A 25,369-nucleotide genomic window follows, 5' to 3' on the forward strand; every position below is an offset into this window, starting at 1 on the left:
CTCTGTCATCAAAGGATCGGGAGAAAAAATCCGAAAAAGGTTCTGCGAAGTGACGACTGCTCCCGCTTTATGCCCGCCAATCTCCGTCTAGGATATGCAATGACATATGTAAAGCCGACCATATATGTCTTTGCATATTTTCCTTGCTATTCTCACGGATGATCGTATATGCTAAAATATATAACAGTCGATCAGCATATGCAGAAACCTATTTATGAGTACGGCAATCGAAGACATCGCCGCAAGCATCAAAGCGGCTCGGATAGCAAAAGGCTTTACCCAGAAAGAGCTGGGTGAGCGGGTGGGCTTGCCTCAAAGCCATATCTCCAAAATCGAAGGTGGCAATGTAGACCTACAGATTTCCAGCCTTGTCGAAATAGCGCGCGCGCTCGACCTCGAGCTGAAGCTTGTGCCTCGAAAGACCGTACCGGCGATCGAAGGCGTTTTGCGATCACAGCGCGAAAGAAGCGAGACAAGCCGAACGCTCGCAACGATTGCCGAAACCAACCGGTTCGCCGAGCGAGTACGGGAGAGCTATCCGAGCGTCACCGAAGTGACCGAGCTTCAAAGCGCACTTAAGGATATCCAGGCCGTTAATTTCACTCCCGAAACGCTCAAAGCCATCGAGCAAGCCTTGCAGCCCGTCGCTCATCTGAAAAAGCATCTCCAGGATCTCGGCTGGGCGCTTGAGCAGCAAGAGGGAAGGAAGAAACTCGCCCAACAGGTCGCGGCATCCACACGGGCACTCCAACACGTCAGAAACCTGCAGGTTCACGCAATCGATCGAGGTAGTGCCCGCAGACGGCCTGCTTACCGGCTTGAGGACGACGCCACATGATCGACGCAGCGGCTCTCGATATCTTTCTGGGTAAGACGCGCGTTGGAACCATTGCGCGCCTCGATGGAGATGCGAGCATCTTCACATTCGACGAAGTCTACCTTTCCGACCAGGAGCGGCCGACGCTGTCGCTGGCCTACAAGGACGCGAACGGCGAAATCATTGCGGACACACGCAGCTATCGAACGAAAATCGAGCCGTTCTTCTCCAACCTCCTTCCCGAAGGCACGCTTCGCGACTATCTGGCCCGCCGCGCGGGCGTGAAAGCCGTGCGCGAGTACCACCTTCTCACACAGCTCGGACACGATCTTCCCGGCGCAGTGCGCGCCGTCGCCGTCGATGCCGAGGAAACGGAGGCCGACGAGCTAGATGAAGAAGCGGCGGGGAAGCAGGCAGAGCGCGCGCTGCGCTTCTCGCTTGCCGGCGTGCAACTCAAATTCTCGGCTATCAAAGCCCAGGGCAAGAATGGCGGACTGACGATCCCAGTCACAGGCAGCGGCGGCGACTGGATCGTCAAGCTGCCCTCTGCGAGACATCCGGACGTGCCCGAGGCTGAATTCGCAGCGATGAAACTGGCAGCAAAGATCGGGATCGACGTACCTGAAATCGACCTTGTGCCTCTCGATCAGATCGATGGCATACCCGAAGGCATCACCCGCTACGGAAAATCCGCTTTTGCCATCCGGCGCTTCGACCGGGGGGAAGAGGGACCCGTGCACACCGAAGACTTCGCCCAGGTGTTCGGTGTCTTTGCAGACGATAAATACGAGAATGCGAGCTACCGCCAGATTCTCAGTGTCCTGGCGATCGAGACCGACGAACAAAGCGTGGTCGAATTCGTCCGCCGGCTCACCTACTCGGTGCTGATCGGCAATGGCGACATGCACCTCAAGAACTGGTCATTGATTTATCCGGACCGGCGCAACGCGCTGCTGGCACCTGCCTATGACCTGCTTTCGACGCTCGCCTATATCCCAGGCGACGATGCTGCGCTCAAGTTTCATAGCTCGCGCGAGTGGGCGTCCTACACCTATGATGAACTCGAAGCGATCGCCGACAAGGCAAGGCTGCCTGCCAAGCTGATCACCGCGACAGCGAAGGATGTCGTTGCACAGTTCGACGACGCCTGGAGCAGCGAAAGCGGACACCTGCCCTTCCCCGATGACGTGCGAAGCGCGATTGAGAGGCATCGCAAGACTCTTGCGATCTGAGAGCGGTTCCGAAATCCGGCCGTTCGCGTGTAAGCACCACACGGATCAGCTGCCGGGCCCAATTCGTCAGAAAATCTGGCACATAGCGGCCCTTCAAATCCCGAAATCCAGCGTCTTGCTCTTGCTTCGGGCGAGTTCCTTTTCGGCCTTGTTGGCCTCTTCCGGTTTTGGCCGATCAAGTTCGCCGTTATTCTTTTCTGTCGCAACCACCTGTGCGGTGACCTCGAGGGCCGAGGCCTTCTCGCCTTTGTTGCGTGCCACGGCTGCTCCGAGCCTGTCCGAACTGTCGACGACCAGTGTCAGGTGATCGCGAAGCCTCGTGATCGTCACCAGGAACGTCTTCTGGTTCGACAGGTTGCGCTCGCGGCTGTCCATGACGGCTATGCCGCGATCGGATGTCAGACCCTGCGCCATGTGGGCGTTGAGCGCATAGGCAAGATCGATCCGCTTCAGCATCGGATCGTCCTTTTTGAGCTCGACTTGGTCTCCCTTGGAAGTTTCGAAAGTGACCTTCCCGCCAACAACGGCAACCACCCTGGCCTGGTCGGCATTGAAGAGGCCGCGGCGATGATCGTTGCGGGTCCATCGGATCCGGTCGCTTTTATGGATCTCGAGCTTCCTCGGCTCATGCAAGGTCAGATTCTGGTCGCCCTTCCCTGCCCTGATCCGCGCGGGATCGAACCGGAACCGCTTGCCGCGCTTGTCCGCAACTTCGACCTGCCTGCCCTTCCGGTCCTGTCCCAGGACACGATACTCGCCCGCTGACAGTCCCAGGGCCTGTTGCTTTCTCGAGACCTCGAGAACCCGGCCAGGCTGATAGGCCGAGAGATGTCGCAGCTCCTCGCGGGTCGCGTTGACGCGGTCCAGCACTCCGAGCTCGGCCTTGCCCGGACCGATCTCGCCATTGGCGAGAAGTCCTTGCTGGACAGCAGCATTGACCGCTGAGCGGATTGCACGGCCCGAGGCGTAGATCGATGTCCGCGCACGGGCGTCCTTGTCGAGCGCTAACCAGGTCTCAGCAGCGACCAGCGCGCCATCGCCCCTGCCCTCGACCGTGTGCGGCTGCAGGTGACGCAGCGCCGTGCGCACATCACCCGCCTGCGCTGCTGCCTGCGCCTCGCGAACGACAGGGTCGCGGGCGCGCAGGTTGGTCGCCATTTCAGCGCTTGCCATACCCGTCCGCTGCAGGAGCGCGAAAGGTTTGCCCGCATCGACTGCGCCGAGCTGCTTGCGGTCCCCCATCAGGACCAGGCGGTGAACGCCAGCCAGATTGGCAAGGCGGGCGAGCTTTTCCTTGTCCTCGTTCGAGACCATCGATGCTTCGTCGAGCACGAGCACATGGTCCTTCAGCGCTGCCTTTGCCTCCAAACGCAGCACCGCGTTACCGGGATCGTCGAGCAGCTTGTTCCAGCCACCAAGGAACCGGGCCAGCGTCTGCGAGGCTATACCGGTGTCGCGTTCGAGCATCTGGACGAGCGTGTTCTGGATCGCGAGCCCGATGACCGGGCGGCCCTCGTCGCGCAACACCGCGGCGACGGGCTTCAAAACACTGCTTTTGCCGGCCCCTGCAATTCCCTGGACCGCGATCGTTCGATCCTCGGACGTCAGGATCAGCTTCGCCGCCCCGAGCTGACCCTCGTTGAGACGGAACCCCTGCCCTGTCATTGCAGCGGCCTGGACACGATCAGTCGCGCTTTTCGGCTCAACTGCAGATGAGCTCGCACCCTTGCCGGCGGCAACCTCGGACACGATCCGCTGCTCGGTCAGCACCTCGTCACGCGAGGCGAGCCAGCCCTTGTGCTCTCCCATCCCTGCTATGAGCTCGCCAGAGCGCACCAAGGCGCGGGTCCGTTTCTCGATATCAGCAATCGTCGCTGGCAACCCGAAATCGAGCGCAGCCTTGTAGAGCGCGGTGCGCTCGAAGGCAGCCTCGCGCTGCGAAAGATGACGCACCGCCGAAGCGACGGCCTGTGCCGCTGCGATCGTCTCACGGTCCTGTCTGAGGACCGACTTGGGCACAAGCGGATCAGCCGGATCGCCCCTGACATGCGCGGCGAAGCGTCCCAGCCATGCGCGCCCGCGCTCGACAAGCGAGCCGAACCTGCCAGTTTCGATCGACTGTTTCAGTGTACGGGTCCGGGCCCGCTCGACCAAGGGCGCGAGGTCCAACCCGATCGATTTCGCGGTTTCGCTCCAGAGCTTGCCCAAGGTTTCGCGGTCCTCGATCGTGTCCTTGCTGGCGCGCGTATCGAGCGCGGCGATGCGGCCTGCTTCAAGACCAGGACCGCGCCGCGCATCGAGCACTTCCTGGCGGCGGCTCGAGAACGCCATGACCTGTTCGCGGGTGATACCGCGCGCCTCGAAATTGCCGTGCTTGAGGGTCGGTCCCGGCTCATAGCCGAGCTTTTCGACCGCGACACGGAAGCGCGCCATCGCGATAGTATTGAGCGTGGTGTTGAGCTGCCAGAGCCGGTCATTCTTGAGCGTACGCCACTTCCCGTCCTTGCCTTGCGTGACATTGGCGATGACCGCGTGGAAATGGAGGTTCGGCTCCTGGTTGCGGTTGGTGTCGTGCTGGAACAGGCCGATCGCAAGGTTCCCGGTGGCCTGCGTTACGATCTTGCCTTTCTCCACCATCCGGGTCTCGGCCGCATTCTTCTCAGCCCAGTCCAGCGCTTCGAGGACGGCTTCGCGGTAGGCGGCGATGATCCGCTCGTCGTTCCCCACAAGTGCCAGCAGCGACCAGCTCTTGGGGACGGAGAAGGTGAGGTCTGTACCCGGACGGTGTACCTGTCCGGGATTGCCGACGTTGCTGCCGTCGGGCAGCTCGCCGCGCAGCAACGCATCGAACGCTTGGGCCTCGACCTTGCCATCGAGACCAAGGCGCTTTGCACCCTCGCCCACCCACTGGCCCGAGCGGTCGGCATCGGCGCTCGCGTAGTAATTGTCCGATGCGAAGTAGCTCGCCGCCGCCGAAGGCGAGCGGACATTGGCGACGGAAAGCATGGGCTGGGATCACTTTCTCTTGGCCCTCGTCCCCTCCCCGGTTGAGCGTCACATATCCGGATCGAAGTCCCCGTAATCGTGACCATGGTCCTGCCCCTGATCGGCATCGCGACCCTGCTTCGCTGCACCGCCAAGCAGCGACTTCTGCTGCTCTTCCTGGAGCCTCTGGTCGGCCTTGCCGCGCGCGACCTGTGCTCGCTGATGCGCTGCGGGATCGGGAATATCGGATCTGGCGGAAGGCACAGCCCGTTGCTCCATGCCGCGGTGCTCCTCAGCTTTCGAAGACAGAGGGAGTTCGGATTGAGCCGGCCGCTGAGGGTCCGATGTCGCCTTTTTCCCTCGCGCATTCGGATCGCGACGCTTGCTTGTCTGGTCCGGTCGAGCCTGATCGCCCTTGTTGCTGCGACGGGTCCGGCGCAGTTCTTTTTTGTCTTCCTTGTCGGCTTTCTTTTCAGCGCTGTCGGAGCGATCGTGCGCGTCCCTCATCCGGCGAGGATCACCATCATTGTCGCCTGTTTCAGAGGCTGCTCCGGCACCGCCCCCTGCTCCATCTTTACCATCAGAGTGCCGGGTCTGCGGCGGTGGCTTCGGCATATCGCGGGGAATGAAGCCTTCGGCTACCCGAGGCCAGTTGCGCGGTGCGAGAACCACGGGTGCCGCCGGAAATCCTTCGGGAAACTTGATGAAACCATGAAGGTTCTTGAGCTTCATCAGCTCGTCAGGAAGCAGCAACGGAACGACCTGGCGCCGGGGCGTCAGGCTCACCGCGTCACGCGCATTGTTGTAGCCGTAGCTGTAACCTTCCTCCATCTCGCGAACCTCGCGGTGGCCGATGATATCGGAACACCAGGTGGCGGTCTCGCGATCTGCTGTGCCAAGGATCAGCTTGGTGCGGGCAAGCGAGGAGAGGGTCATCGCCATGTTCTCACCGTAGACATCCTTGAGCTTGGCAAAGGCATGAATCCCGGTGACGATCGCGCCCCCGAAATTGCGCGCGGTCTGGAGGCCCTTTTCGAGTGAAGGGAGACGATGCAGGGCGCCCAGTTCGTCGATCAGGAACCAGAGCCTGATGTCCCGCGAGCGCTGGCCCGCCATCAGCGTATTGATCGCGGTATCGAGCCACAGCGTGAGCAACTGCGAGAGCACGCTCATGTCGATGTAGCGGGCAGACAGGAACAGGATCGAGCCCGGTCCTCCTGCCCCATTGATCCACTCGCGGACCGAAAAGGGCTTCCCGTCTTCGGGCAGCATCTGGAGCGCCTTGGCATTGACATTGAACACTGCACGCACCGATTCCGCCATGCGCGCCGCGCTCGGCGTGCTGATGGGACCGGCCATGGTATCTTCGACGAGACGGTGCAGATCGGAGAGATCGGCGTTCATGAGTTCGTGGGCCAGCGCGGCGTTGGTGCCCCGCCCTGCTTCGGCGAGCTTTAGACAGGTCTCGACGAACAGCGTGCGCGCGGCGAGCACCCAGAACTGTTCGGCGCCGCCCCCATCATGCGGGACGAGCGACTCTGCTGCGGCATGAAATTCGGCACGCGTGGAGCAATCGTTGAAGACGCTCCAGGCGGGACAGCGCGCGTCGAGCGGGTTGAGGATAACATCGCGCTCGGGATCGTAGAAGGTTTCGACAAAGGCCCCGGTAAGGTCGAAAATGACCGCGCGTTCGCCCCGTTCGCGGATCTCCCTGGTGAGTTCAGTTAGGACAACGGTCTTGCCTGTCCCGGTTGTGCCAACAAGCATCGCATGACTCTGCTCAAGCCGCCATGGCCAGCTGACACCAGCGAGATGCGCGGGTGAATAGAAGCCCGCATTCCGCAGCGAAGCCGACCCGGCCAGACGCCAGCGCCAGCCCAAAGCATCGCCATATTCGCGGGAACGGGCATCGCGGTTGTGCGCAGCGATCTCGCGGCTAAGGTCGCGCAAGGTAGCGAGCTCGGCTCCGCGCACATGCTTCTTTTGTTTCGACTTCTCGCCGAAGCGTTCGGCAACCCACCAGAAAAGCGCGCAGAGCGGCGCAAGAATGAACCCTGCAAGCCACAAGGCGCTGATCACCGCACTCCGGAAAAGCGCGACCGCTTCGCGCATCGGCGGGTAATCGGTGACCACGGAAATGGGAAATGCGACGAGGCTACCATCGGCCAGCTTGAGGTTCACAAGCTTGTCCGGATCGAACTCCATGAAGGCATAGCCAGAGGCATAGGCATGCATCCACAGGAGGTAGACCTGGTAGTCATCTAGCGCGCTGCTTACGTCCCAATAGACCAGCCCGAGAACGACCAGGAGTGTCACGATCAGGGGTCCCTTGAGGCCCGCGGCAAACATGAAGCCGAAATGCCCGAGGAGCTGGCTGCCGCGGGTGAAGTTGACGAGATTATGCTTCATCATCGCCTCCCATGGGTCGGGGTGCAACGATACCGAGGCGCTCCAGCCGGCGCTGGTAGGCTGCGACCGTTCTGTCGCGCAGTGTGCTGTCGGGATGATGCGTAAGCAGCGCATCCAATGCGACCGTGATGAAGATGTTCTGGCGCACCGGATCGGTCGCCGGCGTCCTCAGATCAGCTTCGGTCGCGCGCTGCCAGGCATCGAAGATGCAATCGCAAACAACGATACTCGCGCTGACCCTGCGCTCGTCGGCTTGTTTCCTGATCCATTCGGCGATCAGGGGCGTGACATAGGTCACGAACCGGTGGTGTCTTTGCATTTTTCCAAGTTCCTTGTGTTCAAAGAACCTGGCTCACCCTTCGAAAGGCAAGTGCCACTCTAGGCCGCAGCATGGGGTGTAGGAAAACGGAAAATTCACACAGCTTTTCAGCAGATTAAACGGATCTGTGCCGACTCGGCACGGACGAGCGAGCAACTGGGCCGCATCCGGCACGGAAGATGGTATCGGCGAATTTTCGTGAATTCGCGAAGCAATTCCACGCCTTGCATTGCAGCACCCGCTGCGTACGGTGTGCCAATTCTGTTCCCCATTGCGCGGCGAGATCCAGTGATCATGGTCGCTCCTTTCTCGAAGGCATTTTCCAACTGAGCCCTCGGAGGCGCGAGCATCCAGTTCGCGACCGTTATTGAGCCTGATCTGCGTTTGAATGAATACCACGCACAAGGTCCGCACCCCCGCAAAGGCTGCGGCAAAGGAGCGCGTGCGGTGCCCGGGACCGGGGCCTGTCGGTTCCCGCGTCACCGCGCCGGTCCGGCCCGCTGCCGCTCGGGAGTGCGCGCGGGGCCCAGAACAAAAATGGCCGCGCCCGCAGGAGCACCGCCGAAGGCGGGGCGGGACCGAGCGCGACCCCAGCCCCGCTCCGCTCCGCTTTTCGACCCGCTCCAGGAAAAGCAAACACGAAAAAAGGGCAGGAACCGTCACCGGCTCCTGCCCTCGTATGGTCGTCAGTATTCGTCCAGCATGGCCCCATGGACCGTGTGCACCACGCGGCTGGCGAGGTGCGCAGGCAGTGCGTTGTAGTCACCCTCGTCCAGGGCGAAATAGCCCAGGTCTTCATCTTCCACCACGTGCTGGTCGAAGAAACTGTGCTGGGCGCGCCTTTCGGCAACTGCAAGCGCTTCGAAATAGCTGTGCGCGTTCATGTCCAAGGTGCTGACTGTAGTCATGATATCCTCCTGAAACCTGTCGCTGAGACGACAGGAAACAGGCGGAGGGGCATGGGGCCGGCGGGTCAGGGATCGCCCCGAGGGCGACCGCGAAGCGGCGGTGGGGGCAACGATTTTGTCGGACCAGAGCAAAGCGCAGGGGAGGCAAAATGGTGGGGCCCCGCCGTCCTTGACGCGCCGGCCCCATGCCCATCACCCTTGGAATTCGGTGAGCCAGCCCCCTCCCCCGCTCCATTACGTAGTGCAAGGGACGACCTGCGCGATTGGACTTTCCTACAGGCTGTGCCCGGGTGCATGTTGATCGATGGGAGGATCCACCGAGGGGTGCAGGAAAGGAACCCCGATGCCAACCAAACGAAGCGCTGTCGCAGCACTCCGGAAACTCGAAGCCGACCGACTGGCACTCGCCGAGCGCCAGAAGCAACTTGAGGAGCAAGCCGCCCTTGAACTGGGCCGCATCATCCTAGGCACGGGACTTGAGACCTTCTCGAAGAAGGCGCTCGCAAGAGTTGCCGGAGAGCTTGGAAAGCTGGGCGAAGAGGCGTCTCTGCAGAGGCTGCTTCCACCGGCTCGCTCATCTTCTCGCACCGAACAGTCATCGGGAGAGTAGGAACAGCAAGAAGGGGCCCTGTCCGGTAGGACAGGACCCCTTCAGGAGGGAGGCCGACGGGAGAGTTCAGTCGATCTCGGGAGCGTCGGTGTTGTCGTTGTCGTCACTCGAGCCGTTACCGCGGGAGAGGAAGTCGACCTTGTCGGCGAGGATCTCGGTGCCGTAGCGCGTGACGCCGTCCTTGTCCTCCCACTGGGTGTAGTGGATGCGGCCCTGGACCGATACCAGTTGGCCCTTGGAGCAGTACTGGCCGACGGTCTTGGCGAGGCCGTTGAAGCAGGTCACGCGGTGGAACTCGCTTTCCTTGGCGGTGTAGCCGTTCTCGTCCTTGTAGGTCTTGCCGTCCTTGTCGCGCGCAGGGCGATCGGTGACGACGGTGATCCCGGTGACATTGGTGCCGCCCTTGGTCTCGCGGGTGTCGGGATCGCGAGCGATGCGGCCGGTGAGGATTGCGATATTGGTCATGGTTGTATTCCTTCAGTTCCTCAAACCGGAGACCATCTCCGGCTTGCGAACATCTGAAAGAAGCAGGGCATGGGAGGACTGCACCGCAGGAGCAAAGCTCCAAGGGAAACCTGTTCATGACGGGTGGTGCGGGCAGGCAGCGCAGCTGCCAACACGGCCGGAAAGGAACGGGTTGCGGCTCCTCAGCTGACCTGGTTCAGGACTGTTCGCGAAGAAAGCCGGATGGGTATCAGGTGCGGGTCTGAAGGTGCCAAGACCGAGCTGCAATCAACTTACCCCATCGCCCTCCGATGCCGCCAGAAGATCCATGAAGTTGCGGGCTGCCTCCCGGTCTTCCTCGCTTTCGAACGCCACATCGAGATCGGGGGCGGACCCGAACATGTGCAGGAACGACCACAGCGCAAAGCGCTTGCCCCGGTCCTTCTCAAGGCCGAGATCGACCCGGCAATGCTCAATGCCGGCTGCAAAGGTGTCGGGAGAAACCCCGGAGAGGTCGGTGGTGGCAAAGTAGCGCTGCAGCAGATCGTCAAGTTGCATGACCGGTCCATAGTAGGGTCGGCGCCGAATGCACATCCAGGCAATTCAGATATGGATGACGAAGGGCCCTCAGGCCCCTGGAGAGGTACCCAAGAGGCCGCGACGATCGACGACGGTGATACGGCGCGCCTTGGCATCGATGACAAGCCGTTCGGTTACACCATTGCCCGGAAAGGCGACGACGTAACGCGGACCCAGCGAAAGCATCTGCTCGTTGCGCTTGAACCCGGCGCGGGCACCGAGACGACGATCGAGCGAATAAGTCAGCTGCTGGACTTCGCGGCGTTCGGCCCAGCTGGCGGCCAGGCGATCGGCACCCTTGCCGTCGCCGCCATGGACCAGGAAGAGATCGGGAACCGCATCGCGAACCTTGTCCAGCGTTGCCCAGATATTGTCGGCATAAACGCGCGCGTCCTCGGCGCTCTCGAAGGTCTGACGACCACCGGCAAAGACGATTGGAGTTCCTTCCGGGATCAGGGCATGACGCCGGTTCTCGGCACGCGCGCGGAGGAAATCGCGGGCATCGATCACAGCCGAGGTAAGGTGGCGCGAATGGCTCGTGCGCGAGCCGGAAACGGGCTTCCACGAGGAACCGGTCTCGTCGCGATAGAGTGCTGCCGCAGCCTCGCGCATCTGTTCGAAGGCCAGCATGCTGGCTTCGGCAGCCTGCGCGCGCTCGACCTGCTCTTCCAGATTGCTCGAATGCACTTCGGAGCCATCGGCTGATGCGAGGAGGACCCGGATCTCGTCGCTCGCCCGGTCAAGCTGAGCGGACTTCCGGCTGGCGGCACGGTGAAAGAGATTGACCACGCCCCATGCAATGTCCTCGGCATCGGCCTCCAGGGCCGTGTCGGAAAACATCGCGAAAAGATCGGACCAGACTGCAGCGAGGGTGTGCTCGATCGCGTCCTCGCAGGGAAAGTCGGTTTCGTTGAAGGGAGCTGGCCTGATGCTGAGGCCTGAAAGGTCAAGGCCGCTCAACTGGTCGATGAAGCTGTCGTACATGGGGTGTCTCCTGATCGCGGGGACAAGGAAAGGAGGCACCATTGCCTCGGCCCTGTCCGCCGGAGCCCGATCAGGGCCGGGAGAAGGGGCGTGACGCACCGCGCAGCGGGAAACCTGCGGCCCTAGGCTGGCGCGGGCAACACGGGCCGACGGGCCGCAGGTTGCGGCGCGCCCCGACCGGCCAAGGGCCTCTCCCGGCGGACTGGGACGAGGCAGGATCAGGCCCCGGTGTCACAGGTGGATCGGGAGCGCTCGAAGATCGCTTCGCCATTCGAGAACCGACCGACCATGCGCAGCTCACCGAACAATTCGATGAACCTTGCCGACACCTGGTCGAGCCAGTGCCGTGCCCTCGCCGCTCGTGGGATGTAGAAATCGGCCTCCCAGTACCGGGCATCATCGCGTTCGGCGAGCCAGATCGCCGCGAGCCCGCAATAGGTCGATATGCCGCATTCGGCGAAGGCGTTGCGCAGGAGGATACGGTCCTCGCGGCCGCGCCATCCCTCGAAGCGCTCGAATGAAGGAAAGGTCGCCTTTGTGGTATCGATGACCTCGTCGACAAGGCACTCGTAGGCCCAGTCGACATCGTCGTCTTCGCCGTCATCAAGCAGGCGAAAGGCAACCACGGAGCCGGTTGGATAGCTGACGGAACGTCCCATCGCACTGCTCCTCAGGCTGCATCAGCGAGATCGATGTCGGTCTCGCCTTCGTTAGATTGCTGGCCACCCAGTTCGAGCAACAGGCTTGCCGCTTCCTCGGCCTTTGCTGCAGCCGTCAGGATCGCGCGCTCGTCCGATTTGAGGATCTTGAGCCAGGACGCGATGTAGCTGGCGTGATGGTCGAGATGGGTAACGGGAAGACCCAGTTCTGCCCCGAGAATGGCCGAGGAAAGTTCGGCGATCAGTTCCTCGGCAGCATAGGCGTCGCTTCCGAAGCGGTTCTTGAGATCGCGGTCGAGCCGCGAGGAATGCCCCGTCCAGTGCGACAGCTCGTGCGAGAGCGTCGCGTAATAGTGGTCATAAGCTTCGAATAGCTCGGCCGGCGGCATGGTGACGCGGTCGCGCAGCGGCTCGTAATAGGCCTGGGCGCCATGATGGCGCAGGTCAGCGCCGATCTCGGCGAAAAAGGTATCAAGCCGCTCTTCGCGTCCTTCGGGCTCAAGCGCGGCAACCAATGGTTTGGGGTGATAGAATGTGGGGAGGCCATCGCACTGATCGGCATTGAACACGGCATAGGCCTTGAGCACGCGCCGGTTCTCGGTGTCGGCCTCGCCTTCGGCGTTCTCAACCTCCTTGGTGTAGCTCTTGTAGAAGATTGCGATGGTCGACTTTTCGCCCTTGCGGACCTGACCCCCGAGCGCCTGACATTGGCGATAGGTCATCCAGTAGGGCGATGCGTAGCCGCAGCCATCGGCCACCATCCACAACCAGAAGGTGTTCATGCCGCGATAGGGCGTCCCGCAGGAGCGCAAGGGCCGGGAGACCGGCACACCGCGCCATGGCTTGACCCAGGGCTTAGTGCCCTGTTCGAGCTTTTCGATAATGGCGGCGGTGATGCGCTGGGCTGGCGAAGCAGAGGCAGTGCGGCGGGACTTGGTCATGGGAGTTCTCCTGAACGCCGGGACGGGCATGCCCCGGTTCAGGAAGAGCAAAGCTCCCTCTGCTCTAGCACTTGATGGCGCCTTTGCGCCCAAATTTGGAATGGTCGTGATGAAGGAGGCTGATCCTAACAGCATATGTCGGGGCCTCAGCCTGACGGAAGCACCTCACCCATCAATACTGCGTTCAGTCCTTTCGAACGCCCCTTGGAGGTCCGCCGGCATCTGAGTCCGGTTGTGCTAGCGGTGCCTCAGGAGGCCCAGTGGAAGACGTGTCCGAAGAGCCGACCACCGGATGGTCGTCTTCCGGCAACGCTTCTCTACTTTCACCAGAGACCTCTCCGGTGGCTTCGGCAGCAATTGTTGCTGCGGCCGTCGGAGTATCTTTGAGCGACCCGTCGACATCGTCAATCGTCCAATCAACTGCATAGAAGATTGGGTCGAGCGCGAGCAGGAGCACGAACGCCGCGAATGCGCGGATGAGATGTTCGTGGGTAACCTTGATGCAGGTGACCTTCCGGTTGACTGCGTTTCTCGACCGGCGGGAAGCGAGCAGTGTGCTGCGTGTCAGCCTGCGGAGCGGTTGACGCGTGCTCCAAGCAGCCGCGATCTCTCCTTCCACGACCCGCTCGAAGCCCGAAACCTGCAATGTTCGGAACGCGTGGTATCCCGCAGCCGCCAAGTAGATCGTGGCCACGCTCAGGACGAGCAGTTTCAACCAAGTCGGGGCCGGACCAGCTCGTTCCTCCCAAGTCGCCGCCTGGAACGCGATGATAAGAGGGACCAGCGCCGCGAGAACGGCGAGATAGGTCGTAGCCTTTGTTTCAGCAGTGCGGACCCTAGCGGTCTCGGCATCGGCCACGCGTTGGGCCTCCGCAAGCGCGCGGGCGGGATCGTTGTTGAACTTGGCAGACTCGATGGCGGCGATATCGTTGGCGAGGCCTTCGTTCTGTGCTTTGTTCTCAGCGTCCGACAGAGGCTCGGCATAGGGGAACAGGAAGTCGCGGAGATTCATCGTACCAGGCCCGAAACGATAGCTTCTGCGATCCGAGCGCCGGTGCGTTGCTCAATCCAAGCCCATTGGCCGTTTGGATTAGCCTCGAGGAACCAGAAAGTGCCGTCAGGATCTTCGACGAGATCAATCGCAGAGTACCGCAGATCGAGAGAACGCGTAACTGCGACGCAGGCCTTTTCGACCTCGTGAGGCAGAGTGAAAGCGCGATGCTCCAAGTCCGTCCGCACGCCCTTGCGCCAGTCGACACTTGTTTCTTCGTGCGCCTGCGATTCGATCATGGTCGCGAACACTTGGTCGTCGACGACTATAACGCGCACATCCGCACGCTTGGGTACCTCACTCTGCAGGATCACCGGTGCGCTTTCGATTCCAGTCAGCCCGTTGTCCTGTTCGATTCGCGAGGTGAAAACGACTTTGCCGGCGCCCCCGTCTTCGATGAGTGCATGGCGTAGCGGCTTCGCCACGATTGCACCGTCCGCCAAGAAGTTCTTCGCATGCTCAGCATCGTTTGTAATCAGAGTCCGCGGAACCTGCAGCCCTTCCGCGCGTGCAACGGCAAGCTGTCTTGGTTTGTCCTCAGCTCGCAGTATCGCAAAGGGACAATTGAGCCACCGCCCTTCGAGCGCGTTCCACACGCTCCTTAGTATGGCTGACCATTCCGCCTGCATATAGGCAGCGGTTGACGGCGCATTATGGGGGATTTCCGGCGGAAGGGGGCGGCGGTAATAGGCGCCGGTCACCTCGCTGAGTTCAAGTTCGCGTGTTCGATTGACGAGGCGCATACAGGATGGATCACCGTTCGGCAGTAAGACGCGGTATTCAAGCATGTCCTCAGTGTTGAGCCTGTGGAACACCACGGCCCTACGCTCAAGCTCAAGGGCTATGAAATCCGTAGTCACGTCGCGCCTGTTGGTGGCCAGAAGGACGGTCATCGGGGCCGTTCAGATCAACATTCCAGCTTGGTCGTCAGTCTCTTGCTGGACATCGGTCTTTGTCTGCAGCTCAGGGAGTGCAAGCGATGCATCTTGATCGTCCGCCTCCTGCCTAACCTTGGTCAGCGTAGAGGTCTCCGCCATCGGGGCCAAGCTCTGGTCTTGGTCGTCGGCCTCTTGCTGTACCTCGGTCAATGTCCTTGTCCCTCCGAACGCCATCATGTCATGGTCTTGGTCGTCCGTCTCCTGCCGCACGCGGGTTGTGGTCGACGTCTCTCCCAAGACGCCGCGCGCTTGGTCGTCGTCGTCCGCCTCTACTTGGGTCATGGTCTTAGTGTGGGTCTGGCCTAACATCGTTGCCCCGGCCTCGACGATCGGGATCTCGACGCCCTCGGCCTCGACGACCCACATCTGGCGACGGTCGCTGTAACGACCGCGCAACTCCTCGACTTCCCCACTTCGCTCAGTGGCGAACCCCATTAGGAATGGCTCAGCTCGTCGCGTCAGGGTATTCGTCGTCATTCCTGCTTTCGTTCCCTTCTTGTCAGGTGCTTGTATCGCTCCGCACATGTGGTGGCGATCGTGGTTCTCGTGATCGCTACACCCTTTCTCTAGAAGCCAAAAAAATCAATACAGCGGCACATTTATCTCCTGCTTTTGGCGTCTGATCATCTAGCGGGAGTGGTCATCTATCGAACCGATATCTGACATGAAAGGGCGGCCCGTCCCGATTGGGACGGACCGCCTGCCGAGTGACCTGGACCTGTCAGGAGGGGTCAGGCAGCCTGCTCGGCAATCTCGTCAGTTTCTTCGGCGTTGACCGCCTCGCCTCCTTCGTGGTCGGCCAATTCGACTTCTTCGGAACCGGCAAAACGCATAAATGTCGGCACCCAGGCCTGTGCCCGTTCTTTAATCTCAGCCTCTCCGATGAAGTTGCCGGAGAAGATGCGCTCGGCAGCGCTCGCCAGTTCGGCCTTCTTGGAGGCTGCATAGCGACTGACCAGTTCGGGACCGCCGGCGGCATCGAGCGCCTCGAGCGTGCGGGCCTTAGCCACCCGGTCGAAGTAGTTGTTCGCCGTGGGACGCCACCAATGCGCGGTCTCGATTTCGAGGAGCGAGCCGAGCGCCTCGTGCATCGGCACCGAACGCTCGCCTCCGCAGGACAGGCTGGCAACGAGTGTGCGCGAGACGACATGACCAAGCCATGCCGAGCGCGCCTCGTCGGAAAGTGCCCGGAACCTGGCAAACCGCTCGACATCGCTCTCGCCAGCACGCCAGCTTTCATCGAGCGACCCCGCGAATTTGGCCAGAGCAGCACTCGCCGGCGCATCCTTGGCCTCAAACCCGGTGACCGGGCCGGACGCTACCGATCCGACAAGCGTCGACGCTTTCCTGGCGCGCCAATCATGCCCATCGGCATCGGCAAGCGTGAAGACCATGAAGTCGAGCGCCAGTGCCGGATCGTTGGCCAGATGGATGGCCAGGATATCGCGGCGTTGCATCGCGAGCTCGTCGAGCAGGCGCTGCGACAACGAGCTTCCCGTGGGCTTCGCCGGACCGTTCTCTTCAATGGCCTCGACCACACCTTCGTCAGCGATGACCTCGGTCTCGGTGTAGAATTGTGGGACCAAGGTCGGCTCGCCATTGCGCGAGAGGACGAGGAAGGCACCGGCCTCGGATTTCAGTTCGTCGGCGAGCACTGGCGGCCGGTCATTGAGAGCGCGCATGGCGCGGTCGATCGAGACAAGTTCTTCTTCCGCTTTGGCGACCTCGCTTTCGTCGCTGTCCTCATCTTCGAGGATGGCCGCCGTCCGGTCGTAGTCGGCTTCAAGGTCGCTGAGCTCGCGGGCCTCCTCTTCGGTTAGCGGAGCCGGTTCGCATGGGAGCCGATTGAGGCCTTCGACGAGATCGTGGCTGACATAGTTCCCAAGCGTCGGTCGCACCCAGGCAAGTCCGTGTTCTTCAGCGACCCTTTTCGCAGCATCATCCATCGCTTTTTGGGCAAGGTCTTCGAGCAGCGCGACATCGATCCAGCTTTCGCTGGCTTCGTCGTCGAAGAGTTCACGTTCGATCCGGCCACCTGCAGCGAGGTACGCATCGCGCCCGACCAGAACCGCGCGCGGATCGGAGCCACGAACAGTGGCATCGAGCACCATGCGGCGGATCGTGTCTGGCGTGACCTGGTACCAGGCATCTTGCAGTTCAGCATAGACATGCGCCTGACGCTCGATGTCTGAGATCGCCCCATAGGCCTTTGCCATGTCGAGCGTGATCGCGCCTTCAGCGAGAGCTTCGAAGACACAAGGTGCAAGACCTGCCAGGCGCAGGCGGCCCTCGACGAAACGGACGGTGAGGCCGAAGCGGCGCGCCACGTCTTCCGTGGTAGCCCCTGCCTCAATGATGGAAGCGAAGGCCTGCGCCTCGTCGGCCGGGTTCATCGCTAGACGCTGGAAGTTCTCGGCAAGGCCGGCTTCGCGCACCTCGCTTTCCTCGCCTTCGATGACGAGGCAGGTGACCTCATGGCTTTCGGGCAAGGTGCCCTCTTCGGCCAGCGCCTGCAGCGCGGCGAGACGGCGACCGCCGGCCTCGACTTCGAACTTGCCGCGCTTTCCTTTGCGCACGACAAGGTTCTGCAGCAGACCGCGCGCAGCAATGTCTGCCCGCAGCTGGAGGTCGGCCAGCAGGTCGCTCGACTTGCGGACGTTGCGCGGGCTCGCCGCAAGCTTCTTCAAGGGGATCGACTGGATCATGGGTGTTCTCCTGATGGAATGAAGGCGCAGGTGAGGATCACGAGGCCCAAAAGCCCAAAGGGCTCCCTCCACTCTCATTCTGAGATTGGGGTCTGCCCGAGGGATCAGGCGGCAAGCGCGGGGAGGACCGATGAGGCTCTCGACACCGGGACGAACAGCCGCGTGCGGTAGCGGATGATCTCGGTGAAGCAGCCCTTGCCCTTGTACCAGTCGAGGCGATCGGGCGAGAATCCGGTCAGTTCAAGGCGCTGTTCGCCGCCGACCAGCGATCGCTTGACGGTCAAGGCATCGTGGCTTGCGAGGCCCAGCGGCTTGCCTCTGGCGATGACGAGCTCACCGATCTGGTCCGGCGCCGGACCGGTAACTCCGGAGAGGCCAAAGGTCTCAGCGATCGCAGCGAGATCGATATCGAGCACTTCGCGGCCGATGATCGACTGACCGTCCTCGGCAACGAGCCGGGTGACGCGGACATGATCGCCTGGCAGGCGCTTCCAGACCGGAAGCAACAGTCCGGTGGCGAGATGCACGCGCTCGGTCACCGGTGACTTGGCCGCTTGCTCTTCCTCGGCACGCCAGGCCCTCGTGAATGCGGTGACGCCAATATCTTCCCAGTGGCTTTCAGCGAGTGCCTCGATTGTCCAGTTCGCGGAGTTGAGCGGGCGCAAAAGGCGTCGGCGTTCGATCACTGCCCCGTCGTCGGCGATGAGGCGCCGGGCAGGAACCGACAGCGCGACCTTGCCTGAGCGTGCATTGCGCATCGGGATCGCGTGCGGGCTGCCGATCTCGTGCATCCGCACCAGGCGTTGCAATCGCAGAGGCCTAAGTTGCCTCATCACTTCGAGCGAGACGAGGCGGGTCTCGGCACCGGTCACAGGATCGGTGCGCAAGAGTTCGTCGGCGAGGACTGAGAAGCGATCGATCCTCACGGTTTCCAGTCCCTGGTCGAGCGTTCCGGCCTCGCGCGCGGCTTCTATCCGCGCCTCTACCAGCCCGAGATATTCGTCGAATATGGCGTTCTGGAGCGCAATCGGCAGGGCGAGAATGCGGTTGAGCCAGCGCTGGATCGTCGGGAGATTATCGGTCAGTCCGCCATCGGGGCTTTCAAGCCGGAGGCCGGTGCGTTCGACGAAGTTGCCGAAGGTGGTGGCTTCAAGCTTGCCGTCATAGAGCAGCTGGAACCAGCGGCTGAGCGCGTCGCGCGCATAGTCGCTTTCGAGATTGTCTGCCGGGTCGAACAGGTTCTGACCGCCGGTCTGGCGCTGACCGCGCGTAAGCGCGCCCAGTGCATCAAGCCTGCGCGCAATGGTCGAGATGAAGCGGCGTTCGCCCTTCACGTCGGTGGTGACCGGCCTAAACAGCGGGGCCGAGGCCTGATTGGTGCGGTTCGTGCGACCAAGACCCTGGATGGCGTTGTCGGCGCGCCATCCCGGTTCAAGCAGGAAGTGAACCCGGCGCTGCTGGTTCCTGGCGCCCAAGTCGGCATGATAGGAACGCCCCGTGCCGCCCGCATCCGAGAAAACCAGGATGCGCTTGGTCCCTTCCATGAAGTTTTGGGCTTCGGCGACATTGGCGCTGGGGCTACGCCGTTCGAGGCGCTGCTCACCATCGCGGCCCAGGACAAGCCTGCGGGTCCGGCCCGTCACCTCGGCGACGGCCTCGGTCCCGAAATGCTCGATGATCGCATCGAGCGCTGTCGCGATGGGCGGCAGCGCGCAGAGCTGCTCGATCAGCGCATCGCGCGCGGCGATGGCGCGCGGGCAGAAAACGGGATTGCCCTCCTCGTCGCTCATTGCCTCGGAGCGAAGATTGCCATCCTCGTCGGCGAAGACCTGCATCAATCGTACCGGGAAGCTCTTGGCGAGGTAGTCGATGACATATTCACGCGGGGACAGATCGATATCGAGAGCTTCGCGTTCTTCCACGGTAAGGTCGGCAAGGCGCCGGTCGAGCATGGCCTCGGCGGTCGAGACCAGCTGCACCACAACCGAATGGTCCTCTCCAAGCGCCGCTTCCATCGCGGGGATCAGGCTCGGCAGTTTCATCGAAAGCAAGAGCTGGGCAAAGAAGCGCTGCTTGGTGCCTTCGAAGATCGATAGCGCCGCAGCCTTGGCATTGCGGTTGAGCGTGTCGCCGCTGTCCTCGTCGATCACGCGGGTTGCTTCGAGCGCTGCTTCGAGGTTGCGGTGAATGATCGCCCAGGCATCGGCATAGGCATCATAGATTTTTATCTGCGCTTCGGTCAGGCTGTGTTCGAGGATCTCGTACTCGACCCCGGCGAAGGACAGCGCACGGGCAAGATAGAGGCCCTGGGCCTTGAGATCACGGGCGACGAGCTCCATCGCCGCGACGCCGCCAGCGCGGATTTCGGTCATGAACGCCTCGTGGGTCGGGAAAGCGGTCTCGGGTCCCCACAGGCCAAGGCGGGAAGTGTAACCGAGGTTGGCGATATCCGAAGCGCCAGTGGCAGACGCGTAGAGCACGCGGGCGCGCGGGAGATGGTTCTGCAGCCTGAGGCCCGCCATCCCTTGTTCGGAGCCCTTGACCTTGCCGCGGGCTGAAGAGCCCCCGAGCGCATTGGCCATGGCGTGGGCTTCGTCGAAAGCGATCACGCCATCGTAATCCTCGCCCGCCCAGGCAAGGATCTGGTCAAGGCGCGTATCTTCGGCGCGTCCCGAGCGCAGCGTCGGATAGGTGACGAAGAGAATGCCTTCGGACATCGTCACGCCAGACCCAAGTTTCCAGCGCGAGAGTGGCTGGAGATCGAGCGGCAGCCCGCCGAGCGCTTCCCAGTCGCGGCGTGCGTCTTCGAGCAGCGCCTCGTTCTTGGTGATCCAGATATGACGCCGCTCGCCTGCAAGCCAGCGATCCATGATCACCGCTGCGATCTGCCGCCCCTTGCCCGCACCGGTCCCGTCGCCGAGGAAAAAGCCCTGACGGTAGGCTTGGCCGTCCTCGGACAATTCCAGCGCGGTGGCTTCCTGACTGACTTTGAACTGGCCCGGCAGGTTGCGCGCGAATGCCTGCGCAGCGTAGACCAGTGTCTCGCACTGCGCTTCGGACAGAAGGCCGTCGGCCTGCCAACCTGCGGGAAGGCGCGGGCTAACGTCCGGCTGGGGCGCCGCGACCGAACCCATGGCGACCGATTCCACAAGCGGGGTGGGATGGACCGGCGCATCCTCGAACGCGATACGACTCGGCCGGTAGGGCAGGTAGATGCCGGTCTGTTCGGGTACAGGCGCAGGTTCGGCTAGGACCGAATAGGCAAGATTGGTCGCATTCGCTGTGGCTGCTGGTGTCGCTGCGAAAGGCGCCACAGGACGCACCGGCGCGCGATGCGTTGAGGTCTTGCCAACGAGGCGCACTGGCTTGCTGACTGGGAGGCGATGGAGGCTGGCGGAAATTTGCGCACGTGGCGGAAGCTCGGTAACAAGTTCGCCGAGCGCGATCAGGTCGCATGTATCTCCAGCGATAACTGGCGCGGACGCAGTCGGCACCTTGTCGATCACGACCAGACGAACAGCGATGCCCGTTCCGGTCCGGCGAAACATCTGCTGCAACCGGACATCGAGGAGCAGCGATGCTTCCTCCTGAGCCTCGGCGAAGGAGGAGGCCTCGAAGCCTTCGGGCATGATGGCGACAATCCTCGCTCCAACGGCGGCAGACCGGATCGCGCTTCGCAGGTGGCGCTGGGCTGTATCGCCGTCCTTGCCGCGCTCCTGGCTGCGGGCGAACGGCGGGTTCATCAGCACGACCGATGGTGCAGGACCGCGAAGCAGGTCCGCGATCAGTTCCCCGTCATGCGCGGTGATCGTGGTCGAAGGGAAGATGTGGCCCAGGCCGTCTCGTCTTGCCGGATCGATCTCGTTGAGGACCAATGAGGCGTTCTGGACGCTGCCCCAGAGAGAAAGAGCGCCATTGCCTGCGGACGGTTCGAGGAGCGTGTCTTGCGCAGAGACGGCTGCGGCCTTCGCCATCAGCCAGGCCAGCATCGGCGGGGTCGAGAACTGTTGGAGCTCGACCTGTGCTTCGCTGCGCACGTGCCGCGGCGGCAAGGCAGCCTCGAGCCAGTCGAAACGCGCTTCTGCTTCATGCACGCTTGTCGCCAGATCGATGCGTGAAGATTCCCGTAGCCACAGCATTGCGCCGATCTCGGTCGCGTTGTTGTAGTCATCGATGGTCCAGGCGCTTCCCCAGTCCAGGGCGCCGGTGTCTTTGGCGAACAGGCCGGAAATGTCAGGTCGAGTGAGGTGGCATCCATCCGCAAGTCGCCGGGCAATTTGTTCACCGATTGCGAAAGCGAGCGGAACCGTGCTTGATGTTTGACGGTCTGGGAAAAAGTCTGACTGGAACATGGCAATTCGTCCTCCTGATGAGGGCATCGGGACACGCCCTCTGCCGGATCAGGAAATCGAGAAGCCCTCTCTCCTCTAACGCGCCGCTTTGCGGCGCAGCCATGCTATGAGTTCATCGTTCCAGTCGGTATCGCTTGGATGTGGCTTGCGGACTTGGATCGTCCGCCCTTCCTGCGCGTAGGCTCCGAGGCCACGCGAGGCGGCCAGCTCGCCGCCAGCATCATGATCGACGAACAGATGAAGCTCGGTCACACTCTCGGGAATGCTTACGAGACCGAAACGCTCATTCCCAAGGGTCGCCCAAACGGGAATGCCGGTGAGCGCATAGGCTGACAACGCGCTCTCGATCCCCTCGGCAAGGCCGAGCTTCCCGGAAACCGGAGCAAAAAGACGGACAGCAGCTTCACCGAGCGAGCCAAGCGCGCGCTTTGGCTTGTCGAAGGTGGCCTTGGTTGAAGCCTCGGTGGACAAAAACGTGCGGTGGATCGCGATCGGCCCCTCGTCGAGGCTGACCGCCGCAATCATAGCGGGAAGAAATCGGGTTCGTCCTTTCGGCCCGAGCGGCGTTTGCGGATGAAAGCGAAGAGCTGAAGATGCGGCCAGGATGCCGCGGCTCTCAAGGTAGGCCTTCGCCGGACTGCCACCCAATGGTTCCGCTTCGTGCCAGATCCTCAACGCTGCTGCCGAGGGTTTGCGCACCCTGGTTGGCTCGAGCTGATCCTCGGCCGAAGAACCCGAGAAAAACCTGGCCACCTCGAAACCTTCGCGGGCCAGAGCGGAAAGCACGCTCTGCTGATCGCAGCCCGCAAAACAATGGAAGAGAATAGCCTTTCGGCCGAGCGTCACGCCGAGCGAAGGTGTGCGGTCTTCGTGTGCGGGGCAGCAGGCCATCCCCTTTGTGCCTGACCATTTGCCCCCTCGGCTTTCACAGATCCTTCGGGCGGTGTCCTCGAGCGAATGACGTGACAGGGTTGAATTCGAAACGGGCATACCAGCTCCATAGCCTCACAATTGCCCCCTCCAGAAGACCCCCTCTTCTCTCGGCTAAACTTGCAAAAAACGTTTTCCTACACCCACGCGTTCTATTTATGTTCTCTTGCGGATCGAGGCAAGGTGAAAGGTAATTCAATGCGAATGTCTCTAGTGGCTTGCGGTTGCGGTGCGCTCGCGATTGCGATTTCGGGATCCGCGCGCGCGCAGGAGTTTCAGGTATTCGACCATGACCTCAGCAGAGTTGAGGTTACAACCGACGAAGGGCGCGCTTTCAACCCAACTGCAATCTACTTGGGCAAGCCAGACGGCAGCACAGCTTATATCGATAGAAGCTTCAAGGAAGCCTTGTATGAGCCACTCATCCGGCAAGCTGAAGCGCGATATCAATTGCCGCCTCGACTGCTTCAGGCCCTGATTTGGCAGGAATCGCGGTTCAACCCGATGGCAATCAGTCCGGCTGGCGCCGCTGGGCTCGCTCAACTCATGCCGGGAACGGCAAGAGAACTTGGTGTCAGCAATCGCCACGATCCGGCTGAGAACATCGATGGCGGCGCGCGGTATCTGAAGCAGATGCTAGAGCGCTTCGGTGCGATCCATCTCGCGCTGGCCGCATACAATGCTGGACCCGGCGCTGTGTCGCGAGCCGGCGGGATACCGACAAATCGGGAAACACCTGGATATGTGAAGAGCGTTATCGACCGATGGATGGCATACAGTTCGATATGACTACGAATCGGAAAAGGATCAGCGGACGGCTCGAGCACCTTCCTCGGGGAGCTGTAATTGTAACCGTTGCCGGAGATCATTGGGTTCTCGAAGACTACGAACCCTCAAACGAAGACTTTGGATTTGAGGTTACCGCAGAGGGTATCGTTGTCGGGTTCGACCGCCTTCGCGTCGAATGGCTGGGGCAGGTGCCCGCCTAGGAGCAGGTCACGCGGCTCTCAAAACTGCAATGTTTCGCGCTTTGCCGCCGATGGAATCGAGGAAGTCTGCCCAATCCTGCAGCATTGCACGCCGAGGAGCGAGATATTCGGCAGCATTGTATGCTCCGCGAACTTCGTTCTCTTCGCTGTGTGCCAATTGCAGTTCGACCCAGTCTTCATGATATCTGCGGATCCACATCGGTGGTTCGCCGACCTCGACCAGCTGCTCATTCGCCCAGGTGCTCGCCAGACCCCTGAAGCCGTGAACAGTTTGTCGCCCGTGGTAACCGAGCCGATAGAGGCCATAGATCATCGTATTCTCGGAAAGCGGCATCTTGGGCTTCTGGCCTGGAAAGACGTATTCGCCTTCGGACTTGCTGATCATATCTTGAGCAAGAGAAGCGGCTTGTCGCGACAAAGGCACGATATGCTCGCGGCCCATTTTCATCCGATCAGCGCCAATGCGCCAAACTGGTGAATCTCCGACTAGACCTTCAAACTCGTGCTTCTTGGCGAACCGGAGTTCCTTGGTCCGGACCCATGTAAGAAGAGCAAAGGTCAATGCCGCCCGCGTAATTTCGGATCGTCTCTCACCCTCTTCCTGGTATCGCTCCATCTTGATGATGAGTTCGGGTAGCTGTGCCAGAGGCAGCTTCGCCATATGCTTGACCCGAGGACGTGGCTTCAAAGCCCCCCGAAGATGCGCCGTTGGATCGGAATCGCAAAGTCCGCTGGCAATCGCGAACTGGAATACCTGACCAATACATTGCTTGGCCCGTCGACTGATGTCGAGCGCGCCGCGCTCCTCGATCTTCCGAATGACCTTCAGGACTTCTGGTGGAGTTATCTCATGCATCATGAGCTCGCCTAAGACAGGAAGCACGTCCTGCTCCATCCGCGACCACACGCGCTTCGCATGGGCGGGATTGAGACTACTTGCTCTGTTCTCATGCCACATGGTGGCAATCGCCCTGAAGGTCTTAGCCTCTTCGAAGTCCCGACCCGGTTTGTGAACCATCGGGTCCCTGCCTTCGGCCAGCACACCCTTGGCAGCTCTCTTGAGTTCTCTTGCGGCCGCTATTCCGACTTCGGGGTAGGCACCGAAAGAAAGCAGCTTCTCTTTCCCGTGGTACCGGTATTTCAGCCGCCAGAGCTTCGAGCCGTTCTTTTGCACGAGGAGGAATAATCCCTCCCCATCCGCAAGCTTGTATGGACGCTCAGCCGCCTTCGCTTTTTTGATCTGAATCTCACTCAAGGCCATTGGGGGTATCGCTCCTTTTCGCTACCCCCGGAAAATACCCCCAAAATACCCCCACACCAAATCCGGCTTCAAGCGAATGCATGCGCACGCAGGCGGACGCGAATCACTCACATCATTCTGTTTTAATTGAGTTTTACGGATGCATGCGGAAGCAAGCGAACCCATGCGGATTCGAGATTGGTAGCGGAGGAGGGACTTGAACCCCCGACACGCGGATTATGATTCCGCTGCTCTAACCAGCTGAGCTACTCCGCCC

21 protein-coding genes and 1 tRNA gene are annotated in these 25,369 nt (G+C 61.5%); 5 read left to right on the forward strand and 17 right to left on the reverse strand.

Annotation, left to right across the window (positions count from 1 at the left end; translation table 11 throughout):
- The first annotated feature begins 214 nt into the window (after positions 1-214).
- Together G5C33_RS14800 and G5C33_RS14805 are read left to right on the forward strand one after the other, a co-directional pair.
- The gene (locus G5C33_RS14800) at positions 215-838 is read left to right on the forward strand and encodes a helix-turn-helix domain-containing protein (protein ID WP_066777527.1); all 624 of its coding nucleotides are present in this window, start codon (positions 215-217) and stop codon (positions 836-838) included.
- Complete coding sequence (locus tag G5C33_RS14805) at positions 835-2,049, forward strand: type II toxin-antitoxin system HipA family toxin (RefSeq protein WP_066777524.1); 1,215 nt, start codon at positions 835-837, stop codon at positions 2,047-2,049. The genes G5C33_RS14800 and G5C33_RS14805 overlap by 4 nt, the downstream gene beginning before the upstream one ends.
- Before the next feature lie 93 nt (positions 2,050-2,142).
- Here the strand turns inward: G5C33_RS14805 and mobF are convergent, their stop codons facing one another.
- The 4 genes from mobF to G5C33_RS14825 all read right to left on the reverse strand — a co-directional run bounded on the left by mobF (position 2,143) and on the right by G5C33_RS14825 (position 8,670).
- Positions 2,143-5,055 (reverse strand): MobF family relaxase, encoded by a 2,913-nt coding sequence (mobF, locus tag G5C33_RS14810; RefSeq protein ID WP_165327868.1) that lies wholly within the window; start codon positions 5,053-5,055, stop codon positions 2,143-2,145.
- A gap of 48 nt (positions 5,056-5,103) precedes the next feature.
- Complete coding sequence (locus G5C33_RS14815) at positions 5,104-7,443, reverse strand: type IV secretion system DNA-binding domain-containing protein (protein ID WP_066777521.1); 2,340 nt, start codon at positions 7,441-7,443, stop codon at positions 5,104-5,106.
- Positions 7,433-7,741 carry a hypothetical protein gene (locus G5C33_RS14820; protein WP_228275086.1) on the reverse strand — a complete coding sequence of 103 codons (309 nt, stop codon included), beginning with the start codon at positions 7,739-7,741 and terminating at the stop codon, positions 7,433-7,435. Before G5C33_RS14820 ends, G5C33_RS14815 begins: the two co-directional genes overlap by 11 nt.
- Before the next feature lie 707 nt (positions 7,742-8,448).
- Positions 8,449-8,670, reverse strand: coding sequence for a hypothetical protein (locus tag G5C33_RS14825; protein ID WP_066777505.1), 222 nt, complete (start codon positions 8,668-8,670; stop codon positions 8,449-8,451).
- A 304-nt stretch (positions 8,671-8,974) separates the two neighbouring features.
- Here G5C33_RS14825 and G5C33_RS14830 point away from each other — a divergent pair, with 304 nt between their 5' ends.
- On the forward strand, positions 8,975-9,280 hold the full coding sequence (locus tag G5C33_RS14830; RefSeq protein WP_228275087.1) for a DUF6437 family protein: 306 nt from the start codon (positions 8,975-8,977) through the stop codon (positions 9,278-9,280).
- 66 nt (positions 9,281-9,346) lie between these two features.
- Here G5C33_RS14830 and G5C33_RS14835 read toward each other — a convergent pair whose 3' ends face one another.
- The 11 genes from G5C33_RS14835 to G5C33_RS14885 form a co-directional block, all read right to left on the reverse strand.
- Complete coding sequence (locus G5C33_RS14835) at positions 9,347-9,745, reverse strand: single-stranded DNA-binding protein (protein WP_066777499.1); 399 nt, start codon at positions 9,743-9,745, stop codon at positions 9,347-9,349.
- 267 nt (positions 9,746-10,012) lie between these two features.
- On the reverse strand, positions 10,013-10,282 hold the full coding sequence (locus G5C33_RS14840; protein ID WP_066777497.1) for a hypothetical protein: 270 nt from the start codon (positions 10,280-10,282) through the stop codon (positions 10,013-10,015).
- A 69-nt stretch (positions 10,283-10,351) separates the two neighbouring features.
- Positions 10,352-11,287, reverse strand: coding sequence for a DUF2493 domain-containing protein (locus G5C33_RS14845; protein ID WP_066777495.1), 936 nt, complete (start codon positions 11,285-11,287; stop codon positions 10,352-10,354).
- 218 nt (positions 11,288-11,505) lie between these two features.
- A complete protein-coding gene (locus G5C33_RS14850; protein WP_066777490.1) occupies positions 11,506-11,946 on the reverse strand; it encodes a hypothetical protein in 441 nt (146 codons plus the stop codon).
- An 11-nt stretch (positions 11,947-11,957) separates the two neighbouring features.
- The gene (locus G5C33_RS14855; RefSeq protein WP_066777487.1) at positions 11,958-12,887 is read right to left on the reverse strand and encodes an ArdC family protein; all 930 of its coding nucleotides are present in this window, start codon (positions 12,885-12,887) and stop codon (positions 11,958-11,960) included.
- A gap of 184 nt (positions 12,888-13,071) precedes the next feature.
- On the reverse strand, positions 13,072-13,899 hold the full coding sequence (locus tag G5C33_RS14860) for a hypothetical protein (RefSeq protein WP_066777484.1): 828 nt from the start codon (positions 13,897-13,899) through the stop codon (positions 13,072-13,074).
- Positions 13,896-14,831 (reverse strand): ATP-dependent carboxylate-amine ligase, encoded by a 936-nt coding sequence (locus G5C33_RS14865; protein WP_066777478.1) that lies wholly within the window; start codon positions 14,829-14,831, stop codon positions 13,896-13,898. The genes G5C33_RS14860 and G5C33_RS14865 overlap by 4 nt, the downstream gene beginning before the upstream one ends.
- A 9-nt stretch (positions 14,832-14,840) precedes the next feature.
- Entirely contained in the window at positions 14,841-15,353 is a 513-nt protein-coding gene (locus tag G5C33_RS14870) for a hypothetical protein (protein WP_188713476.1), read from the reverse strand.
- 254 nt (positions 15,354-15,607) lie between these two features.
- Positions 15,608-17,581: a ParB/RepB/Spo0J family partition protein gene (locus G5C33_RS14875; protein WP_066777473.1), complete on the reverse strand. Its 1,974-nt coding sequence runs from the start codon at positions 17,579-17,581 to the stop codon at positions 15,608-15,610.
- A gap of 104 nt (positions 17,582-17,685) precedes the next feature.
- Positions 17,686-21,933 carry a strawberry notch family protein gene (locus G5C33_RS14880; RefSeq protein ID WP_066777471.1) on the reverse strand — a complete coding sequence of 1,416 codons (4,248 nt, stop codon included), beginning with the start codon at positions 21,931-21,933 and terminating at the stop codon, positions 17,686-17,688.
- Between the two features lie 75 nt (positions 21,934-22,008).
- Positions 22,009-22,923: a DUF7146 domain-containing protein gene (locus G5C33_RS14885; RefSeq protein ID WP_066777469.1), complete on the reverse strand. Its 915-nt coding sequence runs from the start codon at positions 22,921-22,923 to the stop codon at positions 22,009-22,011.
- Between the two features lie 144 nt (positions 22,924-23,067).
- Here G5C33_RS14885 and G5C33_RS14890 point away from each other — a divergent pair, with 144 nt between their 5' ends.
- Both G5C33_RS14890 and G5C33_RS19380 read left to right on the forward strand, forming a co-directional pair.
- Positions 23,068-23,652 (forward strand): lytic transglycosylase domain-containing protein, encoded by a 585-nt coding sequence (locus G5C33_RS14890; RefSeq protein ID WP_066777654.1) that lies wholly within the window; start codon positions 23,068-23,070, stop codon positions 23,650-23,652.
- On the forward strand, positions 23,649-23,852 hold the full coding sequence (locus G5C33_RS19380) for a DUF5818 domain-containing protein (protein ID WP_082922580.1): 204 nt from the start codon (positions 23,649-23,651) through the stop codon (positions 23,850-23,852). Before G5C33_RS14890 ends, G5C33_RS19380 begins: the two co-directional genes overlap by 4 nt.
- Positions 23,853-23,859: 7 nt before the next feature.
- Here the strand turns inward: G5C33_RS19380 and G5C33_RS14895 are convergent, their stop codons facing one another.
- Together G5C33_RS14895 and G5C33_RS14900 are read right to left on the reverse strand one after the other, a co-directional pair.
- Positions 23,860-25,113 carry a tyrosine-type recombinase/integrase gene (locus G5C33_RS14895; protein WP_066777467.1) on the reverse strand — a complete coding sequence of 418 codons (1,254 nt, stop codon included), beginning with the start codon at positions 25,111-25,113 and terminating at the stop codon, positions 23,860-23,862.
- A gap of 178 nt (positions 25,114-25,291) precedes the next feature.
- Positions 25,292-25,368, reverse strand: a tRNA-Met gene (locus G5C33_RS14900).
- Position 25,369 lies beyond the last annotated feature (1 nt).

Source organism: Sphingosinithalassobacter tenebrarum (assembly GCF_011057975.1).
Taxonomy (GTDB): domain Bacteria; phylum Pseudomonadota; class Alphaproteobacteria; order Sphingomonadales; family Sphingomonadaceae; genus Sphingomonas; species Sphingomonas tenebrarum.

Excerpts from the sequence above, each read along its gene's own strand:
- G5C33_RS14800 (WP_066777527.1), top strand. The coding sequence starts at position 215 with ATGAGTACGGCAATCGAAGACATCGCCGCAAGCATCAAAGCGGCTCGG.
- G5C33_RS14805 (WP_066777524.1), top strand. The coding sequence starts at position 835 with ATGATCGACGCAGCGGCTCTCGATATCTTTCTGGGTAAGACGCGCGTT.
- mobF (WP_165327868.1), bottom strand. The coding sequence starts at position 5,055 with ATGCTTTCCGTCGCCAATGTCCGCTCGCCTTCGGCGGCGGCGAGCTAC.
- G5C33_RS14815 (WP_066777521.1), bottom strand. The coding sequence starts at position 7,443 with ATGAAGCATAATCTCGTCAACTTCACCCGCGGCAGCCAGCTCCTCGGG.
- G5C33_RS14825 (WP_066777505.1), bottom strand. The coding sequence starts at position 8,670 with ATGACTACAGTCAGCACCTTGGACATGAACGCGCACAGCTATTTCGAA.
- G5C33_RS14830 (WP_228275087.1), top strand. The coding sequence starts at position 8,975 with ATGGGAGGATCCACCGAGGGGTGCAGGAAAGGAACCCCGATGCCAACC.
- G5C33_RS14835 (WP_066777499.1), bottom strand. The coding sequence starts at position 9,745 with ATGACCAATATCGCAATCCTCACCGGCCGCATCGCTCGCGATCCCGAC.
- G5C33_RS14840 (WP_066777497.1), bottom strand. The coding sequence starts at position 10,282 with ATGCAACTTGACGATCTGCTGCAGCGCTACTTTGCCACCACCGACCTC.
- G5C33_RS14845 (WP_066777495.1), bottom strand. The coding sequence starts at position 11,287 with ATGTACGACAGCTTCATCGACCAGTTGAGCGGCCTTGACCTTTCAGGC.
- G5C33_RS14850 (WP_066777490.1), bottom strand. The coding sequence starts at position 11,946 with ATGGGACGTTCCGTCAGCTATCCAACCGGCTCCGTGGTTGCCTTTCGC.
- G5C33_RS14855 (WP_066777487.1), bottom strand. The coding sequence starts at position 12,887 with ATGACCAAGTCCCGCCGCACTGCCTCTGCTTCGCCAGCCCAGCGCATC.
- G5C33_RS14860 (WP_066777484.1), bottom strand. The coding sequence starts at position 13,899 with ATGAATCTCCGCGACTTCCTGTTCCCCTATGCCGAGCCTCTGTCGGAC.
- G5C33_RS14865 (WP_066777478.1), bottom strand. The coding sequence starts at position 14,831 with ATGACCGTCCTTCTGGCCACCAACAGGCGCGACGTGACTACGGATTTC.
- G5C33_RS14870 (WP_188713476.1), bottom strand. The coding sequence starts at position 15,353 with ATGACGACGAATACCCTGACGCGACGAGCTGAGCCATTCCTAATGGGG.
- G5C33_RS14875 (WP_066777473.1), bottom strand. The coding sequence starts at position 17,581 with ATGATCCAGTCGATCCCCTTGAAGAAGCTTGCGGCGAGCCCGCGCAAC.
- G5C33_RS14880 (WP_066777471.1), bottom strand. The coding sequence starts at position 21,933 with ATGTTCCAGTCAGACTTTTTCCCAGACCGTCAAACATCAAGCACGGTT.
- G5C33_RS14885 (WP_066777469.1), bottom strand. The coding sequence starts at position 22,923 with ATGCCCGTTTCGAATTCAACCCTGTCACGTCATTCGCTCGAGGACACC.
- G5C33_RS14890 (WP_066777654.1), top strand. The coding sequence starts at position 23,068 with ATGTCTCTAGTGGCTTGCGGTTGCGGTGCGCTCGCGATTGCGATTTCG.
- G5C33_RS19380 (WP_082922580.1), top strand. The coding sequence starts at position 23,649 with ATGACTACGAATCGGAAAAGGATCAGCGGACGGCTCGAGCACCTTCCT.
- G5C33_RS14895 (WP_066777467.1), bottom strand. The coding sequence starts at position 25,113 with ATGGCCTTGAGTGAGATTCAGATCAAAAAAGCGAAGGCGGCTGAGCGT.